The organism is Streptomyces flavotricini, assembly GCF_020639365.1.
Taxonomy (GTDB): Bacteria; Actinomycetota; Actinomycetes; order Streptomycetales; family Streptomycetaceae; genus Streptomyces; species Streptomyces flavotricini.
Genome location: NZ_JAINUL010000001.1, coordinates 193,437 through 218,061 on the forward strand (window position 1 = coordinate 193,437; position 24,625 = coordinate 218,061).

General features: G+C 70.2%; 25 protein-coding genes and 2 pseudogenes. 11 read left to right on the forward strand and 16 right to left on the reverse strand.

Annotated elements, in window-relative coordinates; genetic code table 11:
* Positions 1–272 precede the first annotated feature (272 nt).
* Positions 273–545, forward strand: coding sequence for a hypothetical protein (locus tag K7B10_RS00935; RefSeq protein WP_229334036.1), 273 nt, complete (start codon positions 273–275; stop codon positions 543–545).
* Here K7B10_RS00935 and K7B10_RS00940 read toward each other — a convergent pair.
* Complete coding sequence (locus tag K7B10_RS00940; protein WP_229334037.1) at positions 542–1,810, reverse strand: ATP-binding protein; 1,269 nt, start codon at positions 1,808–1,810, stop codon at positions 542–544. The two genes, K7B10_RS00935 and K7B10_RS00940, sit on opposite strands and share 4 nt — an antisense overlap.
* 157 nt (positions 1,811–1,967) lie before the next feature.
* On the opposite strand from K7B10_RS00940, the gene K7B10_RS00945 reads away from it, so the two are divergent.
* Positions 1,968–2,510: a serine/threonine-protein kinase gene (locus tag K7B10_RS00945; protein ID WP_229334038.1), complete on the forward strand. Its 543-nt coding sequence runs from the start codon at positions 1,968–1,970 to the stop codon at positions 2,508–2,510.
* A 52-nt stretch (positions 2,511–2,562) separates the two neighbouring features.
* Here the strand turns inward: K7B10_RS00945 and K7B10_RS00950 are convergent, their stop codons facing one another.
* On the reverse strand, positions 2,563–3,039 hold the full coding sequence (locus K7B10_RS00950) for a cupin domain-containing protein (RefSeq protein WP_229334039.1): 477 nt from the start codon (positions 3,037–3,039) through the stop codon (positions 2,563–2,565).
* 367 nt (positions 3,040–3,406) lie between these two features.
* On the opposite strand from K7B10_RS00950, the pseudogene K7B10_RS00955 reads away from it, so the two are divergent.
* The 7 genes and pseudogenes from K7B10_RS00955 to K7B10_RS00985 form a co-directional block, all read left to right on the forward strand.
* Positions 3,407–3,586: pseudogene (locus tag K7B10_RS00955) on the forward strand (ArsR/SmtB family transcription factor); the annotation flags it as partial.
* Positions 3,587–3,711: 125 nt separating this feature from the next.
* Positions 3,712–5,367 carry a SulP family inorganic anion transporter gene (locus K7B10_RS00960; protein WP_229344675.1) on the forward strand — a complete coding sequence of 552 codons (1,656 nt, stop codon included), beginning with the start codon at positions 3,712–3,714 and terminating at the stop codon, positions 5,365–5,367.
* Positions 5,364–5,786 (forward strand): pyridoxamine 5'-phosphate oxidase family protein, encoded by a 423-nt coding sequence (locus K7B10_RS00965; protein ID WP_229334041.1) that lies wholly within the window; start codon positions 5,364–5,366, stop codon positions 5,784–5,786. The genes K7B10_RS00960 and K7B10_RS00965 overlap by 4 nt, the downstream gene beginning before the upstream one ends.
* 17 nt (positions 5,787–5,803) lie before the next feature.
* Entirely contained in the window at positions 5,804–6,208 is a 405-nt protein-coding gene (locus K7B10_RS00970) for an ATP-binding protein (protein ID WP_267501589.1), read from the forward strand.
* Positions 6,209–6,224: 16 nt separating this feature from the next.
* Positions 6,225–6,635: an STAS domain-containing protein gene (locus tag K7B10_RS00975; protein ID WP_229334043.1), complete on the forward strand. Its 411-nt coding sequence runs from the start codon at positions 6,225–6,227 to the stop codon at positions 6,633–6,635.
* 274 nt (positions 6,636–6,909) lie between these two features.
* Positions 6,910–7,245 carry an ArsR/SmtB family transcription factor gene (locus K7B10_RS00980; protein WP_229334044.1) on the forward strand — a complete coding sequence of 112 codons (336 nt, stop codon included), beginning with the start codon at positions 6,910–6,912 and terminating at the stop codon, positions 7,243–7,245.
* Positions 7,246–7,465: 220 nt separating this feature from the next.
* Complete coding sequence (locus K7B10_RS00985; RefSeq protein ID WP_229334045.1) at positions 7,466–7,870, forward strand: hypothetical protein; 405 nt, start codon at positions 7,466–7,468, stop codon at positions 7,868–7,870.
* 170 nt (positions 7,871–8,040) lie between these two features.
* Here the strand turns inward: K7B10_RS00985 and K7B10_RS00990 are convergent, their stop codons facing one another.
* From K7B10_RS00990 to K7B10_RS01015, 6 genes are all read right to left on the reverse strand, one after another.
* Positions 8,041–8,199, reverse strand: a complete 159-nt coding sequence (locus K7B10_RS00990; protein ID WP_229334046.1) for a DUF6126 family protein — start codon at positions 8,197–8,199, stop codon at positions 8,041–8,043.
* On the reverse strand, positions 8,196–8,393 hold the full coding sequence (locus tag K7B10_RS00995; RefSeq protein ID WP_229334047.1) for a hypothetical protein: 198 nt from the start codon (positions 8,391–8,393) through the stop codon (positions 8,196–8,198). The genes K7B10_RS00990 and K7B10_RS00995 overlap by 4 nt, the downstream gene beginning before the upstream one ends.
* 686 nt (positions 8,394–9,079) lie before the next feature.
* Positions 9,080–10,069 (reverse strand): aldo/keto reductase, encoded by a 990-nt coding sequence (locus K7B10_RS01000; protein ID WP_229344677.1) that lies wholly within the window; start codon positions 10,067–10,069, stop codon positions 9,080–9,082.
* A 162-nt stretch (positions 10,070–10,231) separates the two neighbouring features.
* Positions 10,232–11,563 (reverse strand): ABC transporter substrate-binding protein, encoded by a 1,332-nt coding sequence (locus tag K7B10_RS01005; RefSeq protein WP_229334048.1) that lies wholly within the window; start codon positions 11,561–11,563, stop codon positions 10,232–10,234.
* 71 nt (positions 11,564–11,634) lie between these two features.
* On the reverse strand, positions 11,635–12,639 hold the full coding sequence (locus tag K7B10_RS01010; protein ID WP_229334049.1) for a carbohydrate ABC transporter permease: 1,005 nt from the start codon (positions 12,637–12,639) through the stop codon (positions 11,635–11,637).
* 4 nt (positions 12,640–12,643) lie between these two features.
* Entirely contained in the window at positions 12,644–13,564 is a 921-nt protein-coding gene (locus K7B10_RS01015; RefSeq protein WP_229334050.1) for a carbohydrate ABC transporter permease, read from the reverse strand.
* A 499-nt stretch (positions 13,565–14,063) separates the two neighbouring features.
* On the opposite strand from K7B10_RS01015, the gene K7B10_RS01020 reads away from it, so the two are divergent.
* Positions 14,064–15,518: an RICIN domain-containing protein gene (locus K7B10_RS01020; RefSeq protein WP_229334051.1), complete on the forward strand. Its 1,455-nt coding sequence runs from the start codon at positions 14,064–14,066 to the stop codon at positions 15,516–15,518.
* 78 nt (positions 15,519–15,596) lie between these two features.
* On the opposite strand, the gene K7B10_RS01025 is transcribed toward K7B10_RS01020, so the two are convergent.
* The 3 genes from K7B10_RS01025 to K7B10_RS01030 all read right to left on the reverse strand — a co-directional run bounded on the left by K7B10_RS01025 (position 15,597) and on the right by K7B10_RS01030 (position 18,335).
* A complete protein-coding gene (locus K7B10_RS01025) occupies positions 15,597–17,348 on the reverse strand; it encodes a glycoside hydrolase family 35 protein (protein ID WP_229334052.1) in 1,752 nt (583 codons plus the stop codon).
* A 464-nt stretch (positions 17,349–17,812) separates the two neighbouring features.
* Entirely contained in the window at positions 17,813–17,944 is a 132-nt protein-coding gene (locus tag K7B10_RS40625; protein ID WP_267501306.1) for a hypothetical protein, read from the reverse strand.
* Between the two features lie 109 nt (positions 17,945–18,053).
* A complete protein-coding gene (locus K7B10_RS01030) occupies positions 18,054–18,335 on the reverse strand; it encodes an alcohol dehydrogenase catalytic domain-containing protein (RefSeq protein ID WP_229334053.1) in 282 nt (93 codons plus the stop codon).
* A 78-nt stretch (positions 18,336–18,413) separates the two neighbouring features.
* Here K7B10_RS01030 and K7B10_RS01035 point away from each other — a divergent pair.
* Positions 18,414–18,689: pseudogene (locus tag K7B10_RS01035) on the forward strand (winged helix-turn-helix transcriptional regulator).
* Between the two features lie 60 nt (positions 18,690–18,749).
* Here K7B10_RS01035 and K7B10_RS01040 read toward each other — a convergent pair.
* The 5 genes from K7B10_RS01040 to K7B10_RS01060 form a co-directional block, all read right to left on the reverse strand.
* Positions 18,750–19,556, reverse strand: coding sequence for a DeoR/GlpR family DNA-binding transcription regulator (locus K7B10_RS01040; protein WP_229334054.1), 807 nt, complete (start codon positions 19,554–19,556; stop codon positions 18,750–18,752).
* A gap of 109 nt (positions 19,557–19,665) precedes the next feature.
* Complete coding sequence (gene galK, locus K7B10_RS01045; protein ID WP_229334055.1) at positions 19,666–20,799, reverse strand: galactokinase; 1,134 nt, start codon at positions 20,797–20,799, stop codon at positions 19,666–19,668.
* Positions 20,796–21,203, reverse strand: coding sequence for an NAD-dependent epimerase/dehydratase family protein (locus K7B10_RS01050; protein WP_229334056.1), 408 nt, complete (start codon positions 21,201–21,203; stop codon positions 20,796–20,798). The genes galK and K7B10_RS01050 overlap by 4 nt, the downstream gene beginning before the upstream one ends.
* Positions 21,200–22,249, reverse strand: a complete 1,050-nt coding sequence (galT, locus tag K7B10_RS01055; RefSeq protein ID WP_229334057.1) for a galactose-1-phosphate uridylyltransferase — start codon at positions 22,247–22,249, stop codon at positions 21,200–21,202. The genes K7B10_RS01050 and galT overlap by 4 nt, the downstream gene beginning before the upstream one ends.
* A 1,230-nt stretch (positions 22,250–23,479) precedes the next feature.
* Complete coding sequence (locus K7B10_RS01060) at positions 23,480–24,289, reverse strand: DeoR/GlpR family DNA-binding transcription regulator (RefSeq protein ID WP_229334058.1); 810 nt, start codon at positions 24,287–24,289, stop codon at positions 23,480–23,482.
* Between the last annotated feature and the right edge of the window lie 336 nt (positions 24,290–24,625).

Genomic DNA, 24,625 nt, shown 5'->3' on the forward strand with positions numbered 1-24,625 from the left:
CCACCGCTTCAGCGACCCCCGGCCGAGGCCTCCCGGCCTGCCGGACGACACCGGTCGTCGAGCCCACCACACGGAAGCCGACCGGCGAGGAACAGCCCCTCCTCCGACCGGGGGCAGCGGGCGGGACGCCACGGCGCCCCGCCCCGCCGGCCACGCCCGCTCATGACTGGCCACCAGCCGGACCCCTGTCGGCGCAGGCGCCTACTCCGACGAGATCTGAGAGGGCCCAACGGGCCCCGGAGCCCACTCCCGCACACGAAAGGACAGCGGTCATGGCCACACTGCGCGAACGCAAGAACTACCGCGGTCAGGTGCTCCGGGTCCTGTACGAAGCCGTCGAGGGCAACCGCCTCCTCGGCCTCACCGGAGCACAGCTGCGGCGCGACCTCCACGTACCGGAACAGGACCTGGCCGCCGCCTGCACCTACCTGGCCGGCGAAGGACTGATCACCGTCGACTGGGAACCCGGCAACACTCCCGCGATGGTCACACTCACTCATGAGGGAATCCGGCACATGGAGGCCGAGGAGGAAGGGACTGCCTAGATGCGGGCGAACTCCGCGGTCTGGTGGGCGAATTCCTCAGCCATGGCAGCGCTGACCGTGGGCTTGGTCTCGCCGATGGTGCGCAGGTAGTCCTCGGTGGTGGGGCGGGCCCGGGCCCCGGTGTCGAAGGTGCGCTCGAACTGGACCTGGGAGACGGTGCGCGCCACATGGGCGATGTCGGCGGGGGTGAACCCCTCGCTGGCGGATGCCAGTTCCATGATGTCGGCCTCCGCTCCCGCTCGGGCCAGGTAGCTCTCCCACAGCGCGGCTCTCGCGCGGTCGTCGGGCGGGCCGATCGGCAGCACGTAGTCGAAACGGCCGTGCCGCAGGAACGCGGGGTCGAGGGTGGTCACGTCGTTGGTCGCGCAGACGAGCAGCCGCCCGTCCTGGCTCCGGAACCGGACGATCGCCTTGAGCAGTTCGTTGACGACACCGACCGCGGTCGCGCCCGCGCCGCTCCGGGTCCCCGCGATCTCCTCGACCTCGTCGATGAAGACCAGGACGTGATCGAGCCGGGCGATCTCGTCGAAACGCCGGTTCAGCCCGCTGGCCAGCCCGTACTCGGCTGCCAGCCGGGCGGGGAACAGTTCGAGGAACGGCCACCTCAGACGGCTGGCGATCGCGTGCGCGAACGTGCTCTTCCCCGTCCCGGGCGGGCCGAACAGCATCACCGCCCGCGGCAGCTCCACTCCGTGCTGGGCGGCCATTTCGGGATGGGCCAGCGGCAGGACGAGGCGCCGCTCGATGAGCTCCTTCTCCCGCTGCATGCCCGCCACCTTCTGCCACAGTCCCCCGGGCGGCAGCTCCGCTCCCAGCGACGCGAGCATGCTGACCGCCTGCGGGGTCACCCGCCCGCGCTTTTCGAAGAAGACCAGGCCCGGACGGGCGTCGAAGCCGCAGTTGTGCAGGGCGGTGGCGCCGGTCTCGCCGTCGGGCAGGACCGCGTGCACCGTTCGGACGCCGCCCGCGAACAGCCGGTGCTCCAGTGCCGTGATCAGGTCGCTGCCCAGCCCCCGGTGCCGCCAGGCGGGCGCCATGCAGATGCGCAGGATCCATGACCGGTCGCCGTCCACCCTGCTCACCACGGCGCCGATCACCACCTCGTCAGCCGTGGCCACGACCGCCGGGTGGAGGGCCTGGAGGGCCGCCACGGCGTCCGAGAGCGGAAAGAGAGGTGATTCTCCCGTCGTGCCGCTCTCCGCGTCGACGCGGATCACCGCTTCGAGATCATCCGGGGTGTAGTCCCTGACACGCCAACCCGTCATGGTCAGCTCCGTGTGCTCGGCCGTACTCCCATCATCGGCCGATGTGAGCCGGGGCGCCCACGGAAGCCGTCTGGCGTGTCCGGTCGCCGGGGAGCAGCATGAAGGCCACGCCGCCCGTACAGCCCGGAGGCCGGCCCGCCTCCGGGCCGAGGGCGGTATGGGGCGGGTGTGGCGCGGCCACGACACCACGCTGGACCGGCGGGTCGCGGTCGAAGAGGTCCTGCTGCCCGGGGGCATCGCGCCCGACGAGCGAGAACATATGCTCCGGCGTACCCTGCGCGAGGCCCAGGTGGCTGCCCAGCTCAACCACCCGGGCATCAGCACCGTCCGCGACGTGGTCGAGCACACGGGCGCCCCGTGGATCGTCATGGAGTTCGTCGCCGGCCGGTCCTTCGGCGCGCTGGTCGAACAGGACGGCAGGCTGCCGTGGGAACAGGTCGCGGCCATCGGCGCGGAGATGGCCGACGCGCTCGCGCAGGCCCATGCCGCCGGGGTCGTGCACCGGGACCTGAAACCCGACAACGTCCTCGTCCAGGGCCGCCCTACGATCATCACCGACTTCGGTATCGCCCGGGTCCTGGACGGCTCCGGCACGACGAGACTGACGCGCACGGGGATCATCGTGGCACCCCCCAGCACATGCCGCCCGAGCAGCTCGAAGGCGGGGACCCGCCGCGGGAAGGTCTTGGAGCGGGTGTAGCGGTGGTGCTGCCAGAACGGAAAATATTACTGCCGCGACAGGCCCTCGCTGGTCAGGCGTGCTCGTCCGATGGCTGCCGGACAGGCTGGACCGACCAGCTCGGCGGCTCGTCGTTGCCTGAGTCCTCGTCGCGCTCCGCGTCGGCGGCTGTCCCTTGGATCTTGCCCGGCGCATGGTGGACCGGCGCGTACACGGCGTAGAGCTGCAGGGTCTCCTCACCGATGTTGGTGACGTTGTGCCAGGTGCCGGCGGGCACGAAGATCGCCCAGCCATCCTCGACCTCCTGGTCGAAGTCGAGTCGATCCTTCGTGCGGCCCATTTGTACGCGTCCCCGGCCCGCGTCGAGCCGTAGGAACTGGTCGGTCTCCGGGTGCGCCTCCAAGCCGATGTCCTCACCCACCGGGATCGACATGAGGGTCAGCTGAAGGTACTTCCCGGACCAGGCGACCGCGCGATAGTGCGTGTTCTCGAGCGTCGCCTTCTCGAGGTCGAAGCTTTGAGGTTCCGGCCCGACGTCCTTGATGGTCACACTTCTCTCCCGGTCAACAAATGCGGTACGCGGTACACGACTGAGGTTTTGCACCAACCCACGTCAACACTCTCAGAGCCCCGGGCTCTTCAGGCCGCAAACACGCGAGCCGCTCCCGGGTGTCATCCGCCGACCAACGGCGTTGACGCTCGCAGCCGCTCTTCCGGCCACCGAACCGTTCAGGAACGCCGACCCCAGCCCGCGCCCCACCGGGCGCCGCACAGGGGCGCGACCAGGGGGCCGGGTCGCAGAACATGCAAATTGCAGAAGTCTGCAATTTCATACATGCTGTGATTGCTGTGTTCGTGAGTAGCCGCGGGCGCAGCACCATGCGTCGCCCCGTCGGGGGTGAGAAGGGTGCGAGACCGTGCCGGTTCCGCTGTACCAGGCCAAGGCCGAGTTCTTCCGCATGCTCGGGCACCCGGTGCGGATAAGGGTGCTGGAGCTGCTGCAAGACGAGCCGATGCCGGTACGGGAACTGCTGGCCGCGATCGAGGTCGAGCCCTCCGCCCTGTCCCAGCAGCTCGCGGTCCTGCGTCGCTCGGGGCAGAGTGAGCTGCTGGAGGAGCTGCGCGAGTCCGGGGTCGCGGCGTCGTGAGCGTGAACAGTGTGCCGACGTCCGTGCTCGGCCGGATCCGCTCCGTCCTACCAGCCCGGGCCGACTTCGCCGTCATGGTCCGCAGCCCGCGCCGGGATCTCCTGGCCGGGCTGACCGTGGCGATCGTCGCCCTTCCCCTCGCCCTGGGATTCGGGGTCTCCTCCGGCCTGGGAGCGGAGGCGGGGCTGGCCACCGCCGTGGTCGCGGGCGCGCTCGCCGCCGTCTTCGGCGGTTCGAACCTCCAAGTGTCCGGGCCGACCGGTGCGATGACCGTGGTGCTGGTGCCGATCGTCTCCCGGTACGGGCCCGGCGGCGTCCTCACCGTCGGGCTGATGGCGGGTGTCCTGCTGATCGCCCTCGCCCTGCTGCGGGCCGGGCAGTACATGCGGTACGTTCCCGCGCCGGTGGTGGAGGGCTTCACCCTGGGGATCGCCTGCGTGATCGGCCTCCAGCAGATACCGGGCGCCCTCGGCGTGGAAAAGCCCGAGGGGGAGAAGGTCCTGCTCGTGGCCTGGCGGGCGGTCGTGGAGTTCACTGCCTTCCCGAACTGGACGGCGATCGGCCTCTCCGTGGGTGTCGCCGCGGTGATGCTGGGCGGGGCGCGCTGGAAGCCGACCATCCCGTTCTCGATCGTCGCGGTGATCGCCGCGACGGTGGGCGCGCAGCTCTTCCACCTGGATGCGGCGGCCCCCATCGGCGCCCTGCCCTCCGGTCTCCCCGCACCGTCCCTGGCCTTCCTCGATGCCGCGGCGTTCGGGGCGCTGCTGGCGCCGGCGGTCGCGGTCGCGGCGCTCGCCGCCCTGGAGTCGCTGCTGTCGGCGACGGTGGCGGACGGGATGACGGTGGGGCAGCGGCACGACCCGGACAAGGAGCTGTTCGGGCAGGGCATCGCCAATCTCGCTGCCCCGCTGTTCGGCGGCGTGCCTGCCACCGCCGCCATCGCGCGGACGGCGGTCAACGTCCGTACGGGCGCCTCTTCCCGGTTGGCCGCGCTCACCCACGCCGCGGTACTCGCGGTGATCGTGTTCGCCGCCGCCCCCCTGGTCTCGAAGATCCCCCTCGCCGCGCTCGCGGGGGTGCTGCTGGCGACGGCGATCCGCATGGTGGAGGTCGGTTCGCTGCGCGCGATGGCGAAGGCGACCCGCTCGGACGCCGTCGTCCTCGTCCTGACCGCCGCCGCCACCCTGATCCTCGACCTGGTATACGCGGTGGTCATCGGCCTCGTCGTTGCCGGCGCCCTCGCTTTGAAGGCGGTGGCGGGGCAGGCCCGGATGGAGCAGGTCGACTTCCGGCCGGACCTGCCCGGCGAACACAGCGACGAGGAACACGCGCTGCTGGCCGAGCACATCGTCGCCTACCGCATCGACGGCCCCCTCTTCTTCGCCGGCGCCCACCGCTTCCTCCTCGAACTCTCCAAGGTCGCCGACGTCAAGGTGGTGATCCTGCGCATGGCACGGGTGACCACCCTGGACGCCACCGGCGCCCTCGTCCTGAAAGACGCCGTGGAGAAGCTGAACCGGCGCGGCATCGCCGTGATGACCTCCGGCATCCGGACCGGCCAGCGCCAGGCCCTGGACGCCGTCGGCGCCCTGGAGCTGCTGCGCTTGGAGGGCCGGGAGTACGCCACCACCCCGGAGGCGATCGCCGGGGCCCGCACGTACTTGGAGCATGCGGGCCTGCTGCCCCGTACGCCTCACCGACCGCACCGCATCCGGAAGGCCGCACGATGACCGTCCCCGCCGACCTCCGCATGATCGAGGTCTCCGGCACCGAGGCCCTGTGGCTCCTGGAGGGCTCCGCCCACGGCCGACTCGTCTACGTCCAGCGGGAGGTGGCCCTCGTCCGGCCCGCCGCACACGTGATGGAGTACGGACGTCTCATCGTCCGGGCGCCCGTACAAGCCGCCGCCATCCCCGGCCGCTCCCTGCTGACCTACCAGACCGATGAGATCCACAGCCCGGCCGGGACCGGCTGGACGGCCAGCGCCCACGGCCCGGCCGACGTCATCGCCGACCCGGACGAGGCCGCCCACTACCGGCGCACCCTGCCCGGCTGGGCCCACGGCCCGCACGACACCCTGCTGCGCCTGCACCCGCAGTCCGTGTCCGGGTTCCGCCTCGCCCGTACGGTCTCGGGGGCGGGCCGGTGAGCCTCCAGGCCGAGGAGATGCCCTACCGGCACGTGCTGGACCTGCCGGCCATGGGGGCCGCCGTCCGCATCGCCCGGGAGACCACCGAGCTGGTTCTCGTCGAGTGCGGGGTGGGCCTTCGGCATCCGAGTGTCGGGCCTGCGCTGCTGATGCTGGCCGAGCTGGTGACCAATGCCGTCCGCCACGCCGCAGTCCTGTCCCCGATCATCACGGTCACCTACGCACACGGGCCGGGGGCGTTCGCGTTCGCCGTCCACGACCGCCACCCCTACCAGCCGCCGCTGTTCGGTGCGCTGGCCGGCGCACCGGGCAGCGGTCTGGCCATGGTGGTCGCGATGACGATGGAGATCGGCGGCACCGCCGTCGTACGGGCGGATGCGGACGGGCGCGGCAAGGCCATCTGGATCACCCTTCCCCTGTGAAGCCGAGGAGCTGACGATGACGATCGAATGGCGCTACACGACCCGCCAGGACCTGGGCGTACTGTCCCTGGCCGGGTATCTCGGCGCGGACGGCACCGACCGGTTCACGGGCGCCATCGGCTGGGCGCTGGCCCGGGGCACCGGGCCGGTCATCCTGGATCTGACCGGCCTGCTGGGCTGGTCGGCCGGCGGGCAGATCGCCGTCGCCCAGGCCGCCCGGCGCCTCGCCGAGAACGGCCGCCGACTCGAGCTCGCCGCGATCCCCGCGGATGGTTCCCTCGTCCCGGACGCCGCCTGCCCGCCCGTACCCGTCCACTGCGACCTCGCCGCCGCTCTGGCCGCTCACGGCGCCCACGGCACGGTCAGGCAGTGGGCCACCGATGACTGGCCCACCCCGCAGTCCCCCGAGGCACCCGCCCTCACCTGATCAGCACCGCCCTCCACGGCACGGCGACGAAGGACACCTGATCAAGCACCTGAAGGTCAAGGGCCTGGACCTGAAGACCGGGTTGCCCAAGAAGGCCTGACCGGCGAAGGGCCCGCCCGTGGGGTCCGAACGTCACGAAGGCCGCCCACCCGGTGCCCACGAGTTGCACGGATCTGCAATTGTGGAGGTCACAAGGTGTGAAGAGGGGCGAACGGAAGCCCCGCGAAGGAACGGCTCGGTGGATGAGATGGGCAGTCACGACAGGGGTACCCAGGTGAGCACACCGCTGTACCAGCTGAAGGCGGAGTTCTTCAAAACGCTCGGGCACCCGGTCCGCATCCGCGTCCTGGAACTCCTCTCCGTACGCGAGCACGCGGTAGCCGAGATGCTTCCCGAGGTCGGAGTGGAAGCCGCGAGCCTCTCCCAGCAGCTCGCCGTCCTGCGCAAAGCGAACCTGGTGGCCACCCGCAGGGAGGGCTCCAACGTGCACTACAGCCTCACCCACCCCCAGATCGCCGAGCTCCTGCGGGTCGCCCGCGGGATCCTCTCCGGCGTCCTGGAGGACCAGGCCGAACTCCTGGCCGACCTCAAGGCCAGCCGCCACACCTGAACGGTGCCCCACGCTGCCGGGCCCGCCGGGCCCGCACCCGCACCCCGCATACGGCGGCCGTCTGGACCCGATGCGCCGGGCGCGGGTGTCGGCTGATGGTGGGGATCTGCGGCACGTTCTGTGCGGGGCGGCCTTCGCAGGGCGCCGGGGGCTGCAGGCGGGGATGTGCCGGCAGGTGTGGTGAACTGACGATCATTCGTTAACCGCAGGAGGGGGAAAAATGGCAGCGGACGAGGCAGCTCTGGAAGGCGTTTCCGCAGGCACCGCAGCAGGTGGTGCCGCGAAGACGGGCCGGGACGCGCGCCGGATCGAAGGATGGTCGATATCGTGGATGCTCCTGGCCATGGTGGTCTGGGGATGCTTCGCCTTCCTGATGCTGGCCGACTACGGCCCCGAGGTGCCGTCGTACCAGGGGTCCCGCAGTCTGTGCCGGGGCCCGTTCGTTGATCCGTCCCCCCAAGAACGGGTCTGCCGCAGCGACGAGTTGCGGCAGTGGCCTTCGCTCCTGGGCATCCTCGCGTTGGCGGCTGTGGCAACCGTCATCGCTGCGGCGACCACGGTGTACGCCAAGGCCCTCGCCCGCCTGGATCACAGCGAAGGAACCCGCGCGAAACCGCAGGGGTGAGGACCGTCGACTCACCCTCGCCGTTGGTCGTCCGTGGCCACGACGCGCTCACCGCACGGCTGGCGGGCGGGTCCCGTGCTCTCGCGGGCGGGACCACCGAGCAGCGACGCGATGCCGGTGCCGGATCGGGCGGCTGCTCGTAAGCCCATGGCTCTCGCTGCGACGGGGACTCACTTCTGGGCGTGCTGACCCAGGTAGAACAGCAGCCAGATGAACCCGGCGAACACATGCGTGCCGAAGATGTAGAAGAAGGCCCGCAGCGCGACGCCCTTCTGCTTCCACTTCTCCTGATCCGCCCCATTCTTCCTATCGGGCCGATTGTCGGTCATGACGCCTCCTTCTTCGTGGTGTCCGGCTCCCGGCCGGGGCGGGGCCGGACGAGGACCTGCATGCCGTGCGCGCCGGCTTGCTCGATGACGGCAGCGACCTCGCCGGCTTCGACCGTGCGGACATCCGGCTCGGGACCGGTGCCGAGGTAGGTGATCTCGTACAGCTGGACGATCCTTGGACTGCAGCTGGTCACGGTGTGCTCTCCGGGGGGATGAAGCGGACCACGACCGTCCTCCATGTGTGCTTGCGCACCGGAACGGACGGCTGCCCGGGGCCGCGGGCCATCACCACGGCCTCGGGCGAACCGGCGCGGTCACTGCTTCCACCGGTCGCCCTCGCCCGTGGCCACGCCATCCTCGCGGGCCACGCGCAGGCGTCCTCCAGCGCCTCGGCGGCCTGCGCCTCCCAGAAGGCGTCGCCAGTCCCCCGGGCAGCCTGGAAGCGAGCTCGCGCCGTGCGGACCCGTTCCAGCGCCGCTTCCTCGACCCCGCCCACGTCGCCCCCGCCCATCGATTCCGGAATTGGCAAATTGCATATCTCTGCAAGTGTAGCGGGTGCAGGTTTACGGATGGCCGCATCCGCGAGCCTCCGCAGCGCAGAACGTTCAGCGATACCTGCCACGCAGGGACGGACCAGGCGCCTCACGGCCGGTGCGCAGACTGCCGCCTCACGCTTGGCCGGACTTCGAGGGAGTCTCGGGTAGACGCTGCCGCCAGGGCCCCGCATGGGCTGCCGCGGCGCCGGCGAGGTGACCGCGTGCCGTGCTCCACCGACGGCATCATCGAAGAGCACCTCGCCGGCGGGGAGCCGCTCGGCGGGGAGACTGGCGCGGCGGCGCCGCAGACCATCCCTCCGCGCGTCCGGACGGGCCCGGCTCCGTCAGCGGCTCAGCAAATCGATCTCCACCAGCTCCTCCTCGGAAAGCAGCTCCCCGTGCAGCGCGTCGAGGTTCTGGTCCAGCTGGCCCACGCTGCTCGCGCCAACGATCACCGACACCACCCGGGGATCGCGCAGCACCCAGGAGATCGCCAGTTGCGCCAGACTCTGTCCGCGCCGTTCCGCCAGCCCGCCCAGTCTTCGCAGCCGGTCCAGCTCGGCGCCGGCCAGCGCCTCCTCCTTGAGGAAATGCCCGACCGACATCCGCGACCCGGCGGGTACCTGGCCTGCGAGGTACCGACTCGTCAGAAGGCCTTGCGCGAGCGGCGAGTAGGCGATCAGGCTGGTGCGGGTGTCGTCCACGGCGTCCAGCAGTCCGTCCTCCGGGGTGCGGTCGAGGATCGAGTAGCGGGCCTGGTTCAGCAGCATCGGCGTGCCCAGCTCCCGCAGGATCGCCACCGCCTCGCGGTGCCGCTCGGCCGGATAGTTGGAGATACCGGCGTACAGCGCCCTGCCAGAGCGCACCGCCGTGTTCAGCGCCCCCATGGTCTCCTCGAGCGGGGTCTCGGGATCATGGCGGTGCGAATAGAACACATCCACGTACTCCAGACCCATGCGCTGGAGTGACTGGTCCAGGCTTGCCAGCAGGTACTTGCGGCCGCCACCGTCCCCGTAAGGACCGGGCCACATGTCGTAGCCGGCCTTGGTGGCGATGAACAACTCGTCCCGGTGGCGACGGAAGTCCTGGGCGAGCAGGTGTCCGAAGTTGCGCTCCGCGCTCCCGTACGGCGGGCCGTAGTTGTTCGCCAGGTCGAAGTGCGTGACACCCCGGTCAAAGGCGCGGCGCAGCACCGCCCGCTGCACCTCCAGCGGTTGACTGCCACCGAAGTTGTGCCACAGGCCCAGCGACACGACAGGCAGGCGGACACCGCTGTCTCCGGCGCGGCGGTAGGTCATAGCGGCGTAGCGGTCTTGTGCGGCGTGGTAGTTCATGTCGCAATCCTGCTCGATCTCCACCGAAATCGGAACCAAATCAACACATCTCAACATTGAATGTCGTCCGAACTCCTGCCGGGGTGCGGCAGGTTCACCTGCGCCGTTGCCCGATCGGGCGCATCGGCGCAGTGGTCGCAAGACGCGCTCCGTCCGTCCTCGCTATTCGGCGACGGTGAACCCTTGGTCCTTTCCGTACTTGGCACTTGCGGCCCTCCAGGCCTCCAGCCCCTGGGCCAGGGTCGTGGAGGAGACGTACGCCTTGCCGACGGTGTCGTTGAAGACCGAGTTCGCGTACACCTGGTACGGCAGGTACGACCAGCCCGTGCCGACATCACGGGCCGCGTCGGCCAGGATCCGGTTGGCCGGCTGCCCCCCGAAGTAGGGGAACGGGCTGTCCAGGAAGGCCTGCGATTCCAGATCGGCCCGCGTGGCGGGGAAGGCGCCCGCGGAGACGCGGGCCGTGGCACCGGCTCCCGTGGTCGCGTACTCGATGAAGGCGTAGGCCAGCGCCTTGTTCTTCGACGCCTTCGGCACGGCGAGGGAGCTGCCTCCGTTCTCCGCAGCCGCCTTGGCACCCTTGGTCCACTGCGGGAGGGGCGCCACGCGCCAGTCCCCCGACGCGGCGGGGGCGCCCGTGACGAAGTTGGCGGGCATGCAGGCGCCTATGGACAGGGTGGCGATGCTGCCGTCCGACAGGCCCTTGTACCACTCGTCGCTCCAGGAGGTGATCGGTGCCAGCAGTCGCTCGTCAATCAGCTTCTGCCAGGTAGCCGCGTACTGCGCCGTGCCGGCGTCCCCGAAGCCGATCCCGATCTCGGTACCTTCCACCTTGTACGGGCGTCCGCCCGCCTGCCAGATCAGACTGGTCGTGGCGCCGGCGTCACCGGTGTCGTTCGTGATGTAGAGCTTCGGGTCGGCCTTGTGCAGGGCTCGCGCCGCTTCGACGTATTCGTCCCAGGTCGTGGGGACGGCGATGCCGTACCGGTCGAAGACCTTTTTGTTGTAGAACAGCGCCATGGGTCCGGAGTCCATGGGGAGGGCGTAGATCCCGTTGCCGTACTTGACCGCGCTCCAGGGACCGGTGGTGAAGGCCTGGTCATGAGCGGACGCGCCGTAGGGGGAGAGCTCCTGCAGGGATTTGCCGATGGCGAACTGACCGACCGCGTAGTACTCGACCTGGGCCACGTCCGGGGCTCCCGAGCCGGCGGCAATGGCGTTCTGGAGCGCGGTGTACTGCTTGTCGCCCGTCCCCGCGTTGACGAGCTCGACGTGCACCTTCGGATACTTCTTCTCGAAGTCTGCGGCCGCCTTCTTCAGCGTGGGCTCCCAGGCCCACACCGTCACCTTGCCTCCGGATTCGAGCGCTGACGCCACGTCCTTCGCGGAACCCTCGGCCCCCGGGTCCGGTGAACCGCAAGCGGTTGCGCCGAGGGTCAGGGCGCATGTCGCGGCCACGGCGGAAAGGATCCGGCGGCGGCTTTTCGTTCTCATCGGTGGTGCTCCTGATTCGGTGTGCGGATGAAGAGGGTCGGGAGGAGGGGCCGAGCGCGGAGCCTGACGAGTCACTCCTTGACGCTGCCGGCGGCCAGGCCCGACTGCCAGTAGCGCTGGAGCAGGAGGAAGACGACGACGATCGGCGCGATGGTGAGCAGGGATCCGGTGATGATGAGGTCGAAGACGGGCTCGCCGCCCGCGGTCCTGGCCTGGGCGCTCCACGCGTTGAGACCGAGAGTGAGCGGATACCAGTCCGGATCTTTGATCATGATCAGCGGCAGGAAGTAGTTGTTCCAGGTGGCGACCATGGAGAAGAGCAGCACCGTCACGGTTCCCGGCACCAGCAGCGGCAGGGCGATGCGGAAGAAGATGCGCAGCTCGCCGGCGCCGTCGATGCGGGCGGCTTCGAGCAGTTCGGAAGGTACCGCTTGCGCCGTGAACACCCACATCAGGTAGAGCCCGAAGGGCGAGACCAGGGAGGGGATGATCACCGCCCACGGCGTGTTGGCCAGGCCCATTCCGCTGAACATCAGGAACGTCGGGACGGCGAGGGCCGTTCCCGGGACGGCCACGGCCCCGATCACGACGGCGAAGACGGCTCGGCGGCCCGGGAACTCGTACACGGCCAGCGCGTATCCGCCGAGTACGGCGAGCAGCGTCGCGCCGCCCGCGCCGGCGGCCACGTACAGCAGTGTGTTCAGCGTCCAGCGGACGAAGGCGCCGTCGTCGTAGGTCAGCGTGCGGGAGATGTTGTCCCAGAGCTGGAAGTCCTCGCCGAGCCACAGACCGAAGGAGTCGAGGAGGTCCTCCTGGTCCTTGGTCGCGTTGATGACCAGCCACGCGAGAGGCAGGAGGGTGTATACGAGGACCAGCCCGGTCACCAGGGTCAGCGGGATGCTGGGCCTGGGGTCGAGCGGGGTGTGGGCCCGTCGGCGGCGACGCCGCGGCGCCGCGTGGGGCGGCTGGGTGACGGGGGGCCCGGGCGATCCGGCAGCGGCGCCATTCGAGTCCGCGCCGGAGTGGACGGTGCGCTCCCTCGTACCGGAGGAGGGCCCGGTGGGGTCCGTGATCATGTGCTCAGCCCTTCCGCATGCCGCGGAGCTGGACCGCGTAGGCGATGACCGCGGTGAAGACGCCCATCACGATGGCGATGGTCGCCGCGTAGTTGTGCTGCTGCCCGGAGAAGGCCAGCGAGTACGTGTAGAGGTTCGGGGTGTAGTCGGTCGTGATCGCGTTGGGCGCGAGGTTCTGCATGATGTTCGGCTCGTTGAACAGCTGGAAGCTGCCGATGATCGAGAAGATGATCGCGATCACCACCGCGCTGCGGATGGCCGGCAGTTTGATCGCGGTGACGACGCGCCACTCCCCCGCCCCGTCGATGGCCGCCGCCTCGTAGAGGGAGCGCGGAACCACCTTGAGCGCTGCATAGAAGATCAACGTGTTGTAGCCGACGAATTCCCAGGTCACGACGTTGCCGATGGAGGCGAGCACCAACGAGGGCGAGAGCGGATCCGGGAGCGCCAGGCCGAACGCGTCGTTCAGGTTGCCCACCAGGCCGAACCGGGTGCCGTAGATGAACCCCCACATCAGGCTGGCCACCACGGCCGGTACGGCATAAGGCAGGAAGACGGCCACCCTGAAGAAGGCCTTGCCGTACAGCCGGCCGCTGTCGATGGCGAGCGCGACGAGCAACGCGATCCCCAGCATGACCGGCACCTGGACGAGCAGGAACAGCCCCACCCGGACCGATCCCTCCCAGAAGCGCGCATCGCCCAGTGCTCGGAGATAGTTGTCCGCGCCGACGAAGGAGGTGCCGCCGATGAGCCGGTCACGCATCAGACTGAGCTGGAACGCGTACCCGATGGGAGCCAGGAAGACGAGGGCGAACACCGCTGCGAAGGGTCCGGCGAACCCCCAGCCGACGAGGGCGCTCCGACGTGCGCGTGCACGGGAACGGGATGGGGGCACTGCCTTTGCCGGTGCCGGCAGGAGCGACATGGTGGGTCCTCGTGTCAGTGAGCTACAGGTCCGCGACGGAGGGAAGGGACGACTGGCCTCGGGGCCGGAATCGGCCTCATGCGGCAGGACCTGATGGGAAATGTTTACGTAACCATCGGTCCGGCGATCGTGGCACTCCCGGTGGGGAGCGTCAAGCACCTTGCGCCCGCTGACCGAAAAACGAGCCGCCGAACGGCGGCGCCCGCCCACCATGGCGCCCTTCACGCACCTCCGGCCGCGGACAGTCCGACCAACCCCCCACGTTTGACGCGAGGTTGGGAGACGGGGCGACTCCCGGTCCGGTTGCGACGATTCACGTCCGACTGCTTGACAGGCCCCGATGCGGCTTCCAAACTCGCAGCCAACCGCCCCGTGTTTACGTAAACATTACGGAGGTGGAACACGGATTTCACCGGGGCCGGCTTCACCGCCGGGTCCGGAGCCATGGGCGCATCCGCCCCATGACGCCTCCTTGCCCGCCAGCCATCGCGAGGTACTGATGCGACGTCACCCCCCTTATCCAGCAGTCCTGTTCGCCGTTGTGGCCGTCCTGTTCGCGAGCCTCCTCGGCGGTCTCGGCACCGCCGTGGCCTCCCCCTCCCCCGTCACCGTCATCAACGCGACGCAGTTCACCGATCCCGCCGGCCGGCCCGTCCACGCCCATGGCGGAGGTGTCATCAAGGTGGACGAGTACTACTACTGGTTCGGTGAGGACCGGAACCCTGACAACAGCTTCCGGTACGTCTCCGCCTACCGCTCCACCGACCTCAAGACGTGGGAGTTCCGCGGCCACGTCCTGTCCCAGGCCACTGACCCCGAGCTGGCCACCGCCAACATCGAGCGCCCCAAGGTGATGTACAACCGTGCCACCGGACAGTTCGTCATGTGGATGCACAAGGAGGGCAGCGCCACCGACTACGGCGAGGCCCGCGCAGCGGTGGCCGTCTCCTCCACGGTCGACGGCGACTATTCCTGGCGCGGGAGCTTCCGGCCGCTGGGGCACATGTCGCGGGACATCACCACCTTCGTGGACACCGACGGCACCGGCTACATGGTCTCCGCCGCCAATGAGAACGCGGACCTGCACGTCTACCGGCTCACCGCGGATTACACCGGCATCGAGGCCCGGGTGCAGAAGCTGTGGGCCGGCCAGTCGCGCGAGGCTCCGGCCCTGTTCAAGCGCGACGGCGTCTACTTCCTCGTGACGTCGGGCGCCACCGGCTGGTCCCCGAACCAGCAGAAGTACGGCACCGCGGACAGCATTGCCGGCACCTGGAGCTCGCTGCGCGACCTGGGCGACGGGAGGACCTACGGTTCCCAGACGGCCTTCGTGCTGCCCGTCGAGGGTGCCACCGGTGTCACCACCCACCTGTACATGGGCGATCGCTGGGGCAATTCGATGGGCGGCACGGTCAACGACTCGCAGTACGTCTGGCTCCCGTTGAAGTTCCCGACCAGGACCACCCTGTCCTTGGACTACTACCCGCAGATCATCATCTCCACGGAGAACGGGACCGTGCGGGGCGTCGGGGACTGGAACACCCTGACGGCCGCGCACAGCGGCAAGTGCGCCGACGCCGCCGACTGGTCGGTGGCCGAGGGCGCGGCGCTGATCCAGTGGACCTGCGCGGCGGGCAGCGTCAACCAGCAGGTGTGGTTCCAGGGCGTCGGAGACGGCACGGTGCGGATCGTGCTCCGCCACAGCGGCAAGTGCCTCGCGGTCCAGGACGCGTCCCCCGATGACGGCGCCCCCGTCGTCCAGACCACCTGTGGCGAGGCGCCCGGACAGACATGGAAGTCGGCCCAGGCAGGGCCGAACGGCGTGCGGCTCGTCGCCCAGCACAGTGGCAAGTGCGTCGACGTCGCGAACCGCTCCTGGTCCGACGGCGCGCGGCTCATCCAGTGGACGTGCAACGGCGGCGACAACCAGAAGTGGCGGCGCTCGGCCGTCTGAGCCCGCCTCCGCCCCTGCACCGGTGGGGCCGTGTGAACCCACGGCGTGGGACACGGCCCCGCACGGCCGCCGCAACCGTCAGTCCTCGACGGGGCCGAGGTCGGGCACGTCCCGGAAGGCCACCTCTCGTTCACGGCCGGGTGCGTGGAGTTCGAGTACGACCACCTCGTTGGCCCCGCGGCGCAGCACCGGGCCGGGGACGTACAGCGAGCGCTGGGGACCCCGGGACCAGTAGCGGCCGAGGGCGAAGCCGTTGACCCAGACACTGCCCTTTCTCCAGCCGTCGAGGTGGAGGAAGGTGTCGGCCGGCCGGTCCGCGTCGAAGGTGCCCCGATGGAAGGCCGGCCCGGTCGGCGTGGCCGGCCCGGCGCCGAACGGCAGGTCCTCGAGCGCCGTGAGCGGCAGCGGACGGCTGGTCCATCCCTCGAGCGGGGAGCCGTTGAGCAGAACGCCGCCCGGCAATCCCTTGCGGTCGTGGATGCCGTCGCCGTAGTTCACCCGCCCCTGGTTCTCGACGAGAACGGTCAGGACGGCGCCCGGCCTCAGGACCGCGAAAGTGAGGGCACGCTCGCGGTTCTCCCGCTCCAGCACCCCCACGGGCTGGCCGTCGAGGAAGACCTGGGCGCGGTCGCGCACCTGCTCCAGTTCGAGCAGGGCGGACCCGGCATCCGGCAGCTCCGTCTCGTACAGCACGAAGCCGTAGTCCTGTCCGAGTTCCTCCATGGTCAGCGGACGGCGCGAGGCGACGGCGTCTCCGAGGACCGGCGCGGCGTCCAGCAGACCGATGCTCTCGGTCAGCCGCACCGCCTCCAGGCTGAACTTCGCGGCACGTGCGGGCGGGAACTCGGCGGGGACCGGGGCGTACTTGGCGATGACCTTGCGGAAGGCGGCGAACTTCTCGGTCGGGTCTCCGGCCTCGTCGAGGGGGGCGTCGTAGTCGTAGGAGGTGACGGTCGGCCGGTAGGTGTGCTTGTCGTTGGCACCGTTCATGAAACCGAAGTTGGTGCCGCCGTGGAACATGTAGAAGTTCACGGAGGCCCCTGTCGCGAGCAGCTCGTCGAGCTCCTGGGAAGCCTGCTCCGCACCCCGCACGACGTGGTTTCCGCCCCACCGGTCGAACCAGCCGATCCAGAACTCCGTGCTGAGCAGCGGTCCGGACGGCCGGGCCGTGCGCAGGGTGGCGAGGTGCGCGGCCGACCGGCTGCCGAAGTTGGCGGTGGCGAGCACTCCCGGCAGCGCCCCTCGTTCCAGGTCGGCCGGCTGGTCGCAGGTGAAGAGCGGAACGTCGACGCCGTGACGGTGGAGGGAGTCGGCGAGGTGTTCCAGGTAGGCGGTGTCGTCTCCGTACGCGCCGTACTCGTTCTCCACCTGCACGGCCAGCACCGGCCCTCCCCGGGTGGCGAGCCGGTCGTGCAGCGGGGGCAGGAGCCGGCCGAAGTAGTCGTCGACCGCGGTGAGGAACCGCGGATCGCGGCTGCGTAGCCGCATGGACGGGTCGGCCAGGAGCCATGAGGGCAGGCCACCCCCCTCCCATTCGGCGCAGATGTAGGGGCCGGGCCGCAGGAGTACGTGCAGCCCCTCGGCGGCGGCGAGATCGAGGAACCGGCCCAGGTCGAGGCCGGCGTCCATAAGGAACTCGTCGGGGCGCGGCTGGTGGAGGTTCCACGGTACGTACGTCTCCACCGTGTTGAGCCCCATGAGACGGGCCTTGTGCAGCCGGTCGGCCCAGAGGTCGGGGTGGACCCGGAAGTAGTGCAGTCCGCCCGAGAGGATGCGGAAGGGATCGCCGTCGAGCCGGAATCCGTCGTCTTCGATCTGGAGAAGGGGCATGCGCGTGCTCCTCAACTGAGCCGGAATGCGCGGATCGCGCACGGGACTGTCGCCGTCCGAATGTTTGCGTAAACATTGTCGCCATGGCAAGTCCGTCGCGTGTGGTCACTCTCGTGCCGGCCCCGCCGACAGCGGACGGTCAGGTCGGCAGCTCCGCCCAGACCAGCTCACCGGTGGCCGTCGGAGCCAGCTCGGTCGCAGCCAGATGATCGGCTCCGCCAGGAGCTCTGCGAAGTGGGCTGCGAAGACCTGGAAGTGGGGCGTGGCCATGGGGAAGTCGAGTACTTCCCGGTTTGACCAGTGCGGTCAGGGCCTCCTGCAGCGCTTGGCGCCGCGTCGGCTTCGCGCGCACGCGGGCAAGGGCGACGAGCGGGTGGGAACGGGGGGACATGGCCTATGGCCTTCTCCTCGGGTCGGACGGCGCCAAAGCGGCGTGATGGGGTGGGGAGGCTGGTTCCGCCGGCTCAGAAGCCGGTGAGGGTGGCCTTGCCGATCGCGCTGCCGGATTCCGGGATCCGGTGGGCTTCGCGCAGATGGACCGCGTTGACCGTGCCGAGGTCCGTGGTGGCGGTCGTCGCGAGGACGCCGCGGTCCACGAGCCCGGCGACGCGGGTCAGGATGTCGTGCTGCCTCGCCCCCGTCCGGGGGTTCGGTACAGCGACCGGGTGACCATCAGCTCCCAGTGGAAGGAGATGCTCTTGGGCTTCAGCAGCCCGATTCGTTGGTGCCGGGGCGGTCGACCCCGCCGGCGTAGTGGACCTCGTCGCCGACCGCGACGACGGTGCCGGCCGCGTCCCAGCCCAGCACCTTGAACCGGCCGCCGGGGTCGTTGTTGCGTCGCTTGCAGTCGACCGGATTGACCGCAACGGCCTCGACGCGGACGAGAAGGTCGTGCGGGCCTGGCAGCGGTACGGGCAGTTCGATGTCCACCCGGCTCTCGTCGTCCTCGACCGGCAGGCTCGCGCCGTAGGCGACCGCCCGCTGCACGTCGGACCGGCACGATCGGCACGACGTCTACGCGGCGCAGTGCCCGTGCCGCGAGGTGCTCGACCTCCTGGCCGACAAGTGGTCCGCTCTGGCCATCGGCCCGATGGGGCAGGACCGCCGCGCTTCGGCGCCCTGCTGCGCCGCCTCGAGGGCGTCAGCCCGAAGGTCCTGACCAGCACGCTGCGCCGCTTGGACGAGAAGGGCTTCGTGGACAGAACCGTGTAACCGGCGGTGCCGCCGCAGGTCGAGTACGCGCTCACGGCGCTCGGCCACAGCGTGGTGGAGCCCTTGGCCCGGTTGCGATACTGGGTCGAGAACCACCTGGACGAGATCCAGGCCCTCGATCCTGCCTGAGACCGTGTCCGTACGTGATGGGGCGAACGGGTCGCTCGTGGGGGACGGACTCCCCCGCCTTCAGGGCTGGGTGGTGCCCAGGAGCAGCTGTCCCACCGATTCCCTCAGGACGGAGCAGGCCTCGGGGTCGAGGCCGTCGTCGGAGACGAAGTAGTCGATCTCCGAGAGTGCGATGAACCGGCTGAGGCCGACGACGCCCCATTTGGTGTGGTCCGCGACCACGGCCACCTGAGTGGCGCAGTCGATCAGCGCACGGTTGGTCTGCGCTTCCGCGAGGTTCGGAGTCGTCGCGCCGGCGCGTTCGGACACGCCGTGGGCGCCGATGATGAGCAGGTCCACCTGGAGGGAGCGGATCGCCTGGTCCGCGAGGGGTCCGACGAGCGAGGCCGACTTGGTGGGAGTGCCGCCGGTCAGGAGCAGCGTGGGTCCCTCGGGGCCGGTCTCGGCCCCGGTGGGCCGCAGCAGCTGGGCGACCGGCAGGGAGTTGGTCACCACCGTCAGACCCGCGACGTCCCGGAGCCGGGCCGCTACGGCGTAGGACGTCGTCCCGCCGGAGATGGCCACGACACTGCCCGGTTTCACGAGGGCGGAGGCCGCCTCGGCCACCGCCGACTTGGCCCGCGACTCCAGACCTGCTTTCGTTTCGAACGGTGGCTCGTCCCCCGTGGTGACGGAGGCGCTGATGGCGCCCCCGTGCACCTTCGAGAGAGAACCGGTCCGGGCGAGCACGTCGAGGTCGCGGCGAATGGTCATGTCCGAGACGCCCAGCTGTTCCACGAGGTCGGCCACCCGCACGGCCCCGTCACGGCGCACCATGTCGAGGATGAGCGCTCTCCGCTGGGGTGCGAGGCGTGCTGACTCGGTCACGATCTCGTCCCCCGCTCCTCTGCGCGCCGTCCGTGTTGGCCGTCGCAGTCACACGGCAATCCTCACGAACGAACAGTCTACGTCGCCGGACCCCGCCCTCACCTCGTTCTCATGCGATGCGCCGGGCGCCCGCGGCCGGGGAGACCGGGAACAGGTGCGGAGCCTGGTATCCCGCCGCACGAAACGCGGTGGTGACAGCGGCCCCGAGGGCTTCCACCCGGCCCTCCTCCGCCAGCACGATGACGGACCCGCCGAAACCGCCGCCGGTCATGCGCGCCCCGAGGGCTCCGTGCGCCAGTGCTGTGTCCACCACGAGGTCGCTCTCCGCGCAGGAGATCCGGAAGTCGTCGCGCAGCGACGCGTGGCCGTCGGTGAGGATCGGCCCCAACGCCGCCAGGCGCCCTGCCCGAAGGTGCGAGACGGCGTCGGTGACCCGTGCGTTCTCCGTCACCACGTGCCGGACCAGGGGCACCAGGTGGGCGGGGAGCGCTGTGGCCGCCCGGGGCAGGTCCGCGGGAGTGAGGTCGCGCAGTGCCGCCAGCCCGAGCAGCCGGGCGGCCTGCTCGCACCCGGCGCGCAGGGCCGCGTACGCCCCGTCGCCGAGGTCGTGCTTCACCCGGGTGTCGACGACCAGCAGGCTCATCCCGTGACCCTGCGGGGCGAAGGGGATCTGCTGATGGGCGCCGGCTCGGATGTCCAGGTGCAGGGCCGCCCCGGCGGTGCAACAGGCGGAGGCCAGCTGGTCCATGGCTCCGCACGGCACGCCGGCGAAGGCGTTCTCCGCTCGCTGGCCGATCAGCGCGAGGGCGGTCGCGCTCAGGTCCAGCCCGTAGAGGTCGTTGTAGGCGAAGGCGACCGCGCACTCGAGCGCGGCGGATGACGATAGGCCGGCGCCGGCGGGCACCGTGCTGTCGACGTGGAGGTCGGCGCCCCCGACCGGGTGTCCGGCTTCGCGCAGCGCCCAGACGACCCCCGCCGGGTAGGCGCCCCAGGTGCTGACGGCGCCGGGGGCGAGTCGGTCGACGCGGAGGTCGATGACCGGGCCGTCCCCCTGGGCGCTGTGCAGCCGCAGCCGGCCGTCCTGGCGCCTGCGCGCCGCCACCAGGGTGTGCTGGGGGATGGCGATGGGCAGTGCGAAGCCGTCGTTGTAGTCGGTGTGCTCACCGATCAGGTTGACCCGGCCGGGCGCTGCCCAGACCCCCTCCGGGTTGGCTCCGAAAATGCGCCGGAAGACCTCCGTCATGCGGTCACCTCGCGTGCGAAGGCCCAGGCGTCGGCCACGATGGCGTCCAGGTCGGTGCGGCGGTTCCGCCAGCCGAGGCGGGTGCGCACGTCGGCGTGCGGCATGGCGGCCATCGGCTCCGGCGGGCCGGTCACGCTGTTGCGCCGGTTCTTGTCCGGATCGCGTACGGACTCGGCCACCTGGGAGGAGGCGGCGTAGTGCAGGACCGCGGCGTAGCCGGCGGGCAGGAGGGCGGCAGCGTGCCCCGGACCTCCCCGCACGAACTCGGGGTCCGCCGGGACGGCTTGGGGCCCGCAGGTCGAAAGGTCATCGAGGTCCGTCACGCGGTGGCCGGCTTCGAGGAGGTGGGCCACGGCCACGCCGCCGATGTAGCCGGCTCCCCCGGTCACGCGGTACCGGCTCATGACGCGACCTCTCGCAGTCGTGCGGCGGCGGCCTCCGGGGCCACGTCGTTGACGAAGGAGTCCATCCCGGATTCGACCCCGGCGAGGAATTTGAGCTTGCCGGCCGACCTGCGCACGGTGAACAGCTCCAGGTGCAGCGCCAGTTCCTGGCCGCCGCTCTTCGGCGCCTGGTGCCAGGCGGAGATGTAGGGGGTGGGCGCCATCTGCGCGGGCTCCTCTTCGTGACGGAACAGGCGGTCGAACCTGCGCAGCAGCTCCAGGTACATCCCGGGGAACTCGGCGCGTTCGGCCTCCACGAGGTGGGTGAGGTCGGGGACGCGGCGATGGGGGTACAGGTGCACCTCGTACGGCCAGCGGGCGGCATAGGGGACGAACGCCGTCCAGTGCTCCCCCGTCAGGACCACGCGCGCGGTCGCTGCCCGGGCTTCGGCGAGCAGGTCTTCGAAGAGGTTCCCGCCGGTGACGGCCCGGTGCGCACCGGCGACGGCGATCATCTTGGCGGTCCGCGGCGGTACGAAGGGGAAGGCATAGACCTGCCCGTGCGGATGCGCGAGCGTGACGCCGATCTCCGCGCCGCGGTTCTCGAAGCAGTACACCTGCTCGATGCCGGCGAAGGACGACAGCCGCTCGGTGCGGTCCGTCCAGGCGTCGAGTACGAGCCGGGCCCGGTCCTCGGTCAGATCGGCGAAGCTCGCGCCGTGCTCCGGTGTGAAGCACACGACTTCGCAGCGTCCGAAGCGCCCCGCCAGCGAGGGGAAGCGGTTCTCGAACACGGCCACCTCGTAGTCCGTCGCCGGTATCTCGCTGTGTCGCCCGTTCCCTGAAGGGCACAGAGGACACGCGTCGGTCGGCGGATGGTGGACGCGTCCCTGGCGGTGCGAGGCGATCGTGACCCAGTCCCCGGTCGCCAGATCCAGGCGCAGCTCCGGATGACTGTCGACGGACTCCAGCGCACGCCGGTCGACCGTGTCGCGCTCGGCGCTCTCGTCGAGGTCGAAGTAGATCAGCTCGCGGCCGTCCGCGAGGTTCGTCGAGGTTCTCTTCACGGAAACGTGCCCGTCTCTCGGAGTACGGTACGGCGCTGTCGCAAGCCATACATCGACAAGAGTAAACAGAAAACAACTAAAGTCAACGCTTGGACGTATCAGGTGCGCGCCCGGCGATGTGCGCTGCCGTGCGAGCCCTTCGCGCAGCGCCGCCGCAGCAGGACGAGCGCGCCGCCCGCCAGGGCTGCGGCGCCCCCCACGGCACCCCCGACGACGCCGACGCGGCCGGCGCTCCCGGGCGCGGTTGCGCCGGGCCGCGCCTCCTGCGCCGTCCCACCGGGAGCGCTGTCACCTCCCGCCGTCGCCTCGCCGGCCCGGGCGGACGAGGAGGTGGAGGGCGAGCCCGTGGGGACCGGACTGGGCGACAGTGCCGGAGACCGCGAAGGAGAGGCGGCACCGCCGGGTGCGGTGGCACCGGCGTCGGGTCGGGAGCCGGCGGGGGTGCTGGTGATGGCGACGTCAGCGAGGAAGAGGACCGCTTCGACGGCCCCTTCTCGGGACGCCAGTTCGGGCGATGGGCGCCGACCCTGAAGTGCGGCGGTTCGCCGCGGTGGTAGTTGTTGGCGCCCTGATACGAGCCGACGGGCACCGTCCCGCGTGACCGCGATCGAGCCGGACTGGCCCGCCGAGGACCACGTGATGTCGAAGGCCCATCGGTTCCAATGACCCGGACGCGCAGCACCGAGCGGGATGACGGCCTCCCGTATCTCACCGTCGGTCATCCAGTGGACCTTCACTTGCCAGTCGGCGCCTGGGAGGCGACTCGAAGTCGTACGACGCGGAGTCGGCGGCTGCTGCCGGGGTGGCGGCACCCAGGGACCGCCGGGTCACGGCGGGAACCGGGCGGCAGAGCCCAGCCACGAGCCGCCCCTGTCCCGACGCTGTCGCCGCTCCCCGCTTTCCTGTTGTCCGACCGGACGGCGGACATGACGCCACACGGGATATACGGCGAGGAGGTGTCGGAGAATCCATTGCACCACCGCCCGCCGCCCCAAGCGGCGTGCAGCGCAAGGGATTCAAAGGTGTCTTCTCACCCGGCGCAATTACTTGACACCCGCCTGATGCCTGACCGAACTCACGACACCCCATCACATGAGTGCAGAAATGCCACTTCGCCCGGAACGCTTTCGGGGCGCCGGAGCACATGGCGCCGGATCAATACGCGCACGGATTCGACTACCGCTTCGAGCCCCGACCGGCTTCAGCGCTCGTGGGTGCGCCGCTCGTCCCTCAGGTCCCCTGAGTCTCCGCCAGGATCAGCCGGCCCACCTGGTCGCCGAGGACGGTGCGCGCCTGCTCGGCGAGTCCGTCGTCGGACACGAAGTAGTCGATCTCGGACAGGTCGGCGAACCGGCTCAGTCCGACGACGCCCCATTTGCTGTGATCGGCCACGACGGCCAGCCGGGTCGCGGCGGAGATCAGCGTGCGGTTGGTCTCAGCCTCCGCGAGGTTCGGGGTGGTCACCCCGGCCCGCTCGGAAACGCCGTGGGCGCCGACGATGACGAGGTCGACCTGGAGCGAGCGGATCGCCTGGTCCGCCAACGGCCCGACCAGGGAGGCGGACTTGGTAGGGGCTCCGCCCGTGACCAGCAGGGTCGGGGCCGCGGAGCCGTCCTCCGCCCCGAACGACCTCAGCAGCTCCGCGACGGGCAGGGAATTGGTCACCACGGTCAGGTTCGCGATGTCGCGCAGACGGTGGGCGACGGCGTACGTCGTCGTCCCACCGGAGATCGCCACGACGCTTCCGGGCTGGACCAACTGGGCGGCCGCTTCGGCGACCGCCGCCTTGGCCGCCGACTTGAGGGTGGACTTGGTCTCGAAACCGGGCTCGTCGCACGTGGTGCCCGACGTACTCACGGCCCCGCCGTGCACCTTCTCGAGCGACCCGGCCCTCGCGAGCACGTCCAGGTCTCGGCGGATGGTCATGTCGGACACCCCGAGCTGCTCCACGAGCGCGGCAACGCGCACCGCCCCCTTGCGGCGCACGGTATCGAGGATGACTTCTCGCCGCTGGGCCGCCAGCGGTGCCGACTCCGTCACAGTCCCACCCAGTTATCTCTAGCACATTCCAGACAGAGATCAATTGTACACGGCATCCAATAAGGGTGGCCAAGTGGTTCACGAGACCTTCTCCGAACCTTCTTACGGAAGGGCAGATTTGCCGGGATACGTATCCGATCGACCAGCGCCGGCCACCGCCCGCGCTCTTTTCCCGCGCAAACACATATGCCGAATAGCGGCGGTGCGGACCGAAAGGCTGACCCCGTTCCCCCTCGTCCTCCGTGTGATTGATCGTGTTTCGTACCGGAGGCATTCTTGTCCGGCGAGGCCCCGCCCCTCCTCGGGGCGGGCCTCGCCATGCCGACCGCCGTACGA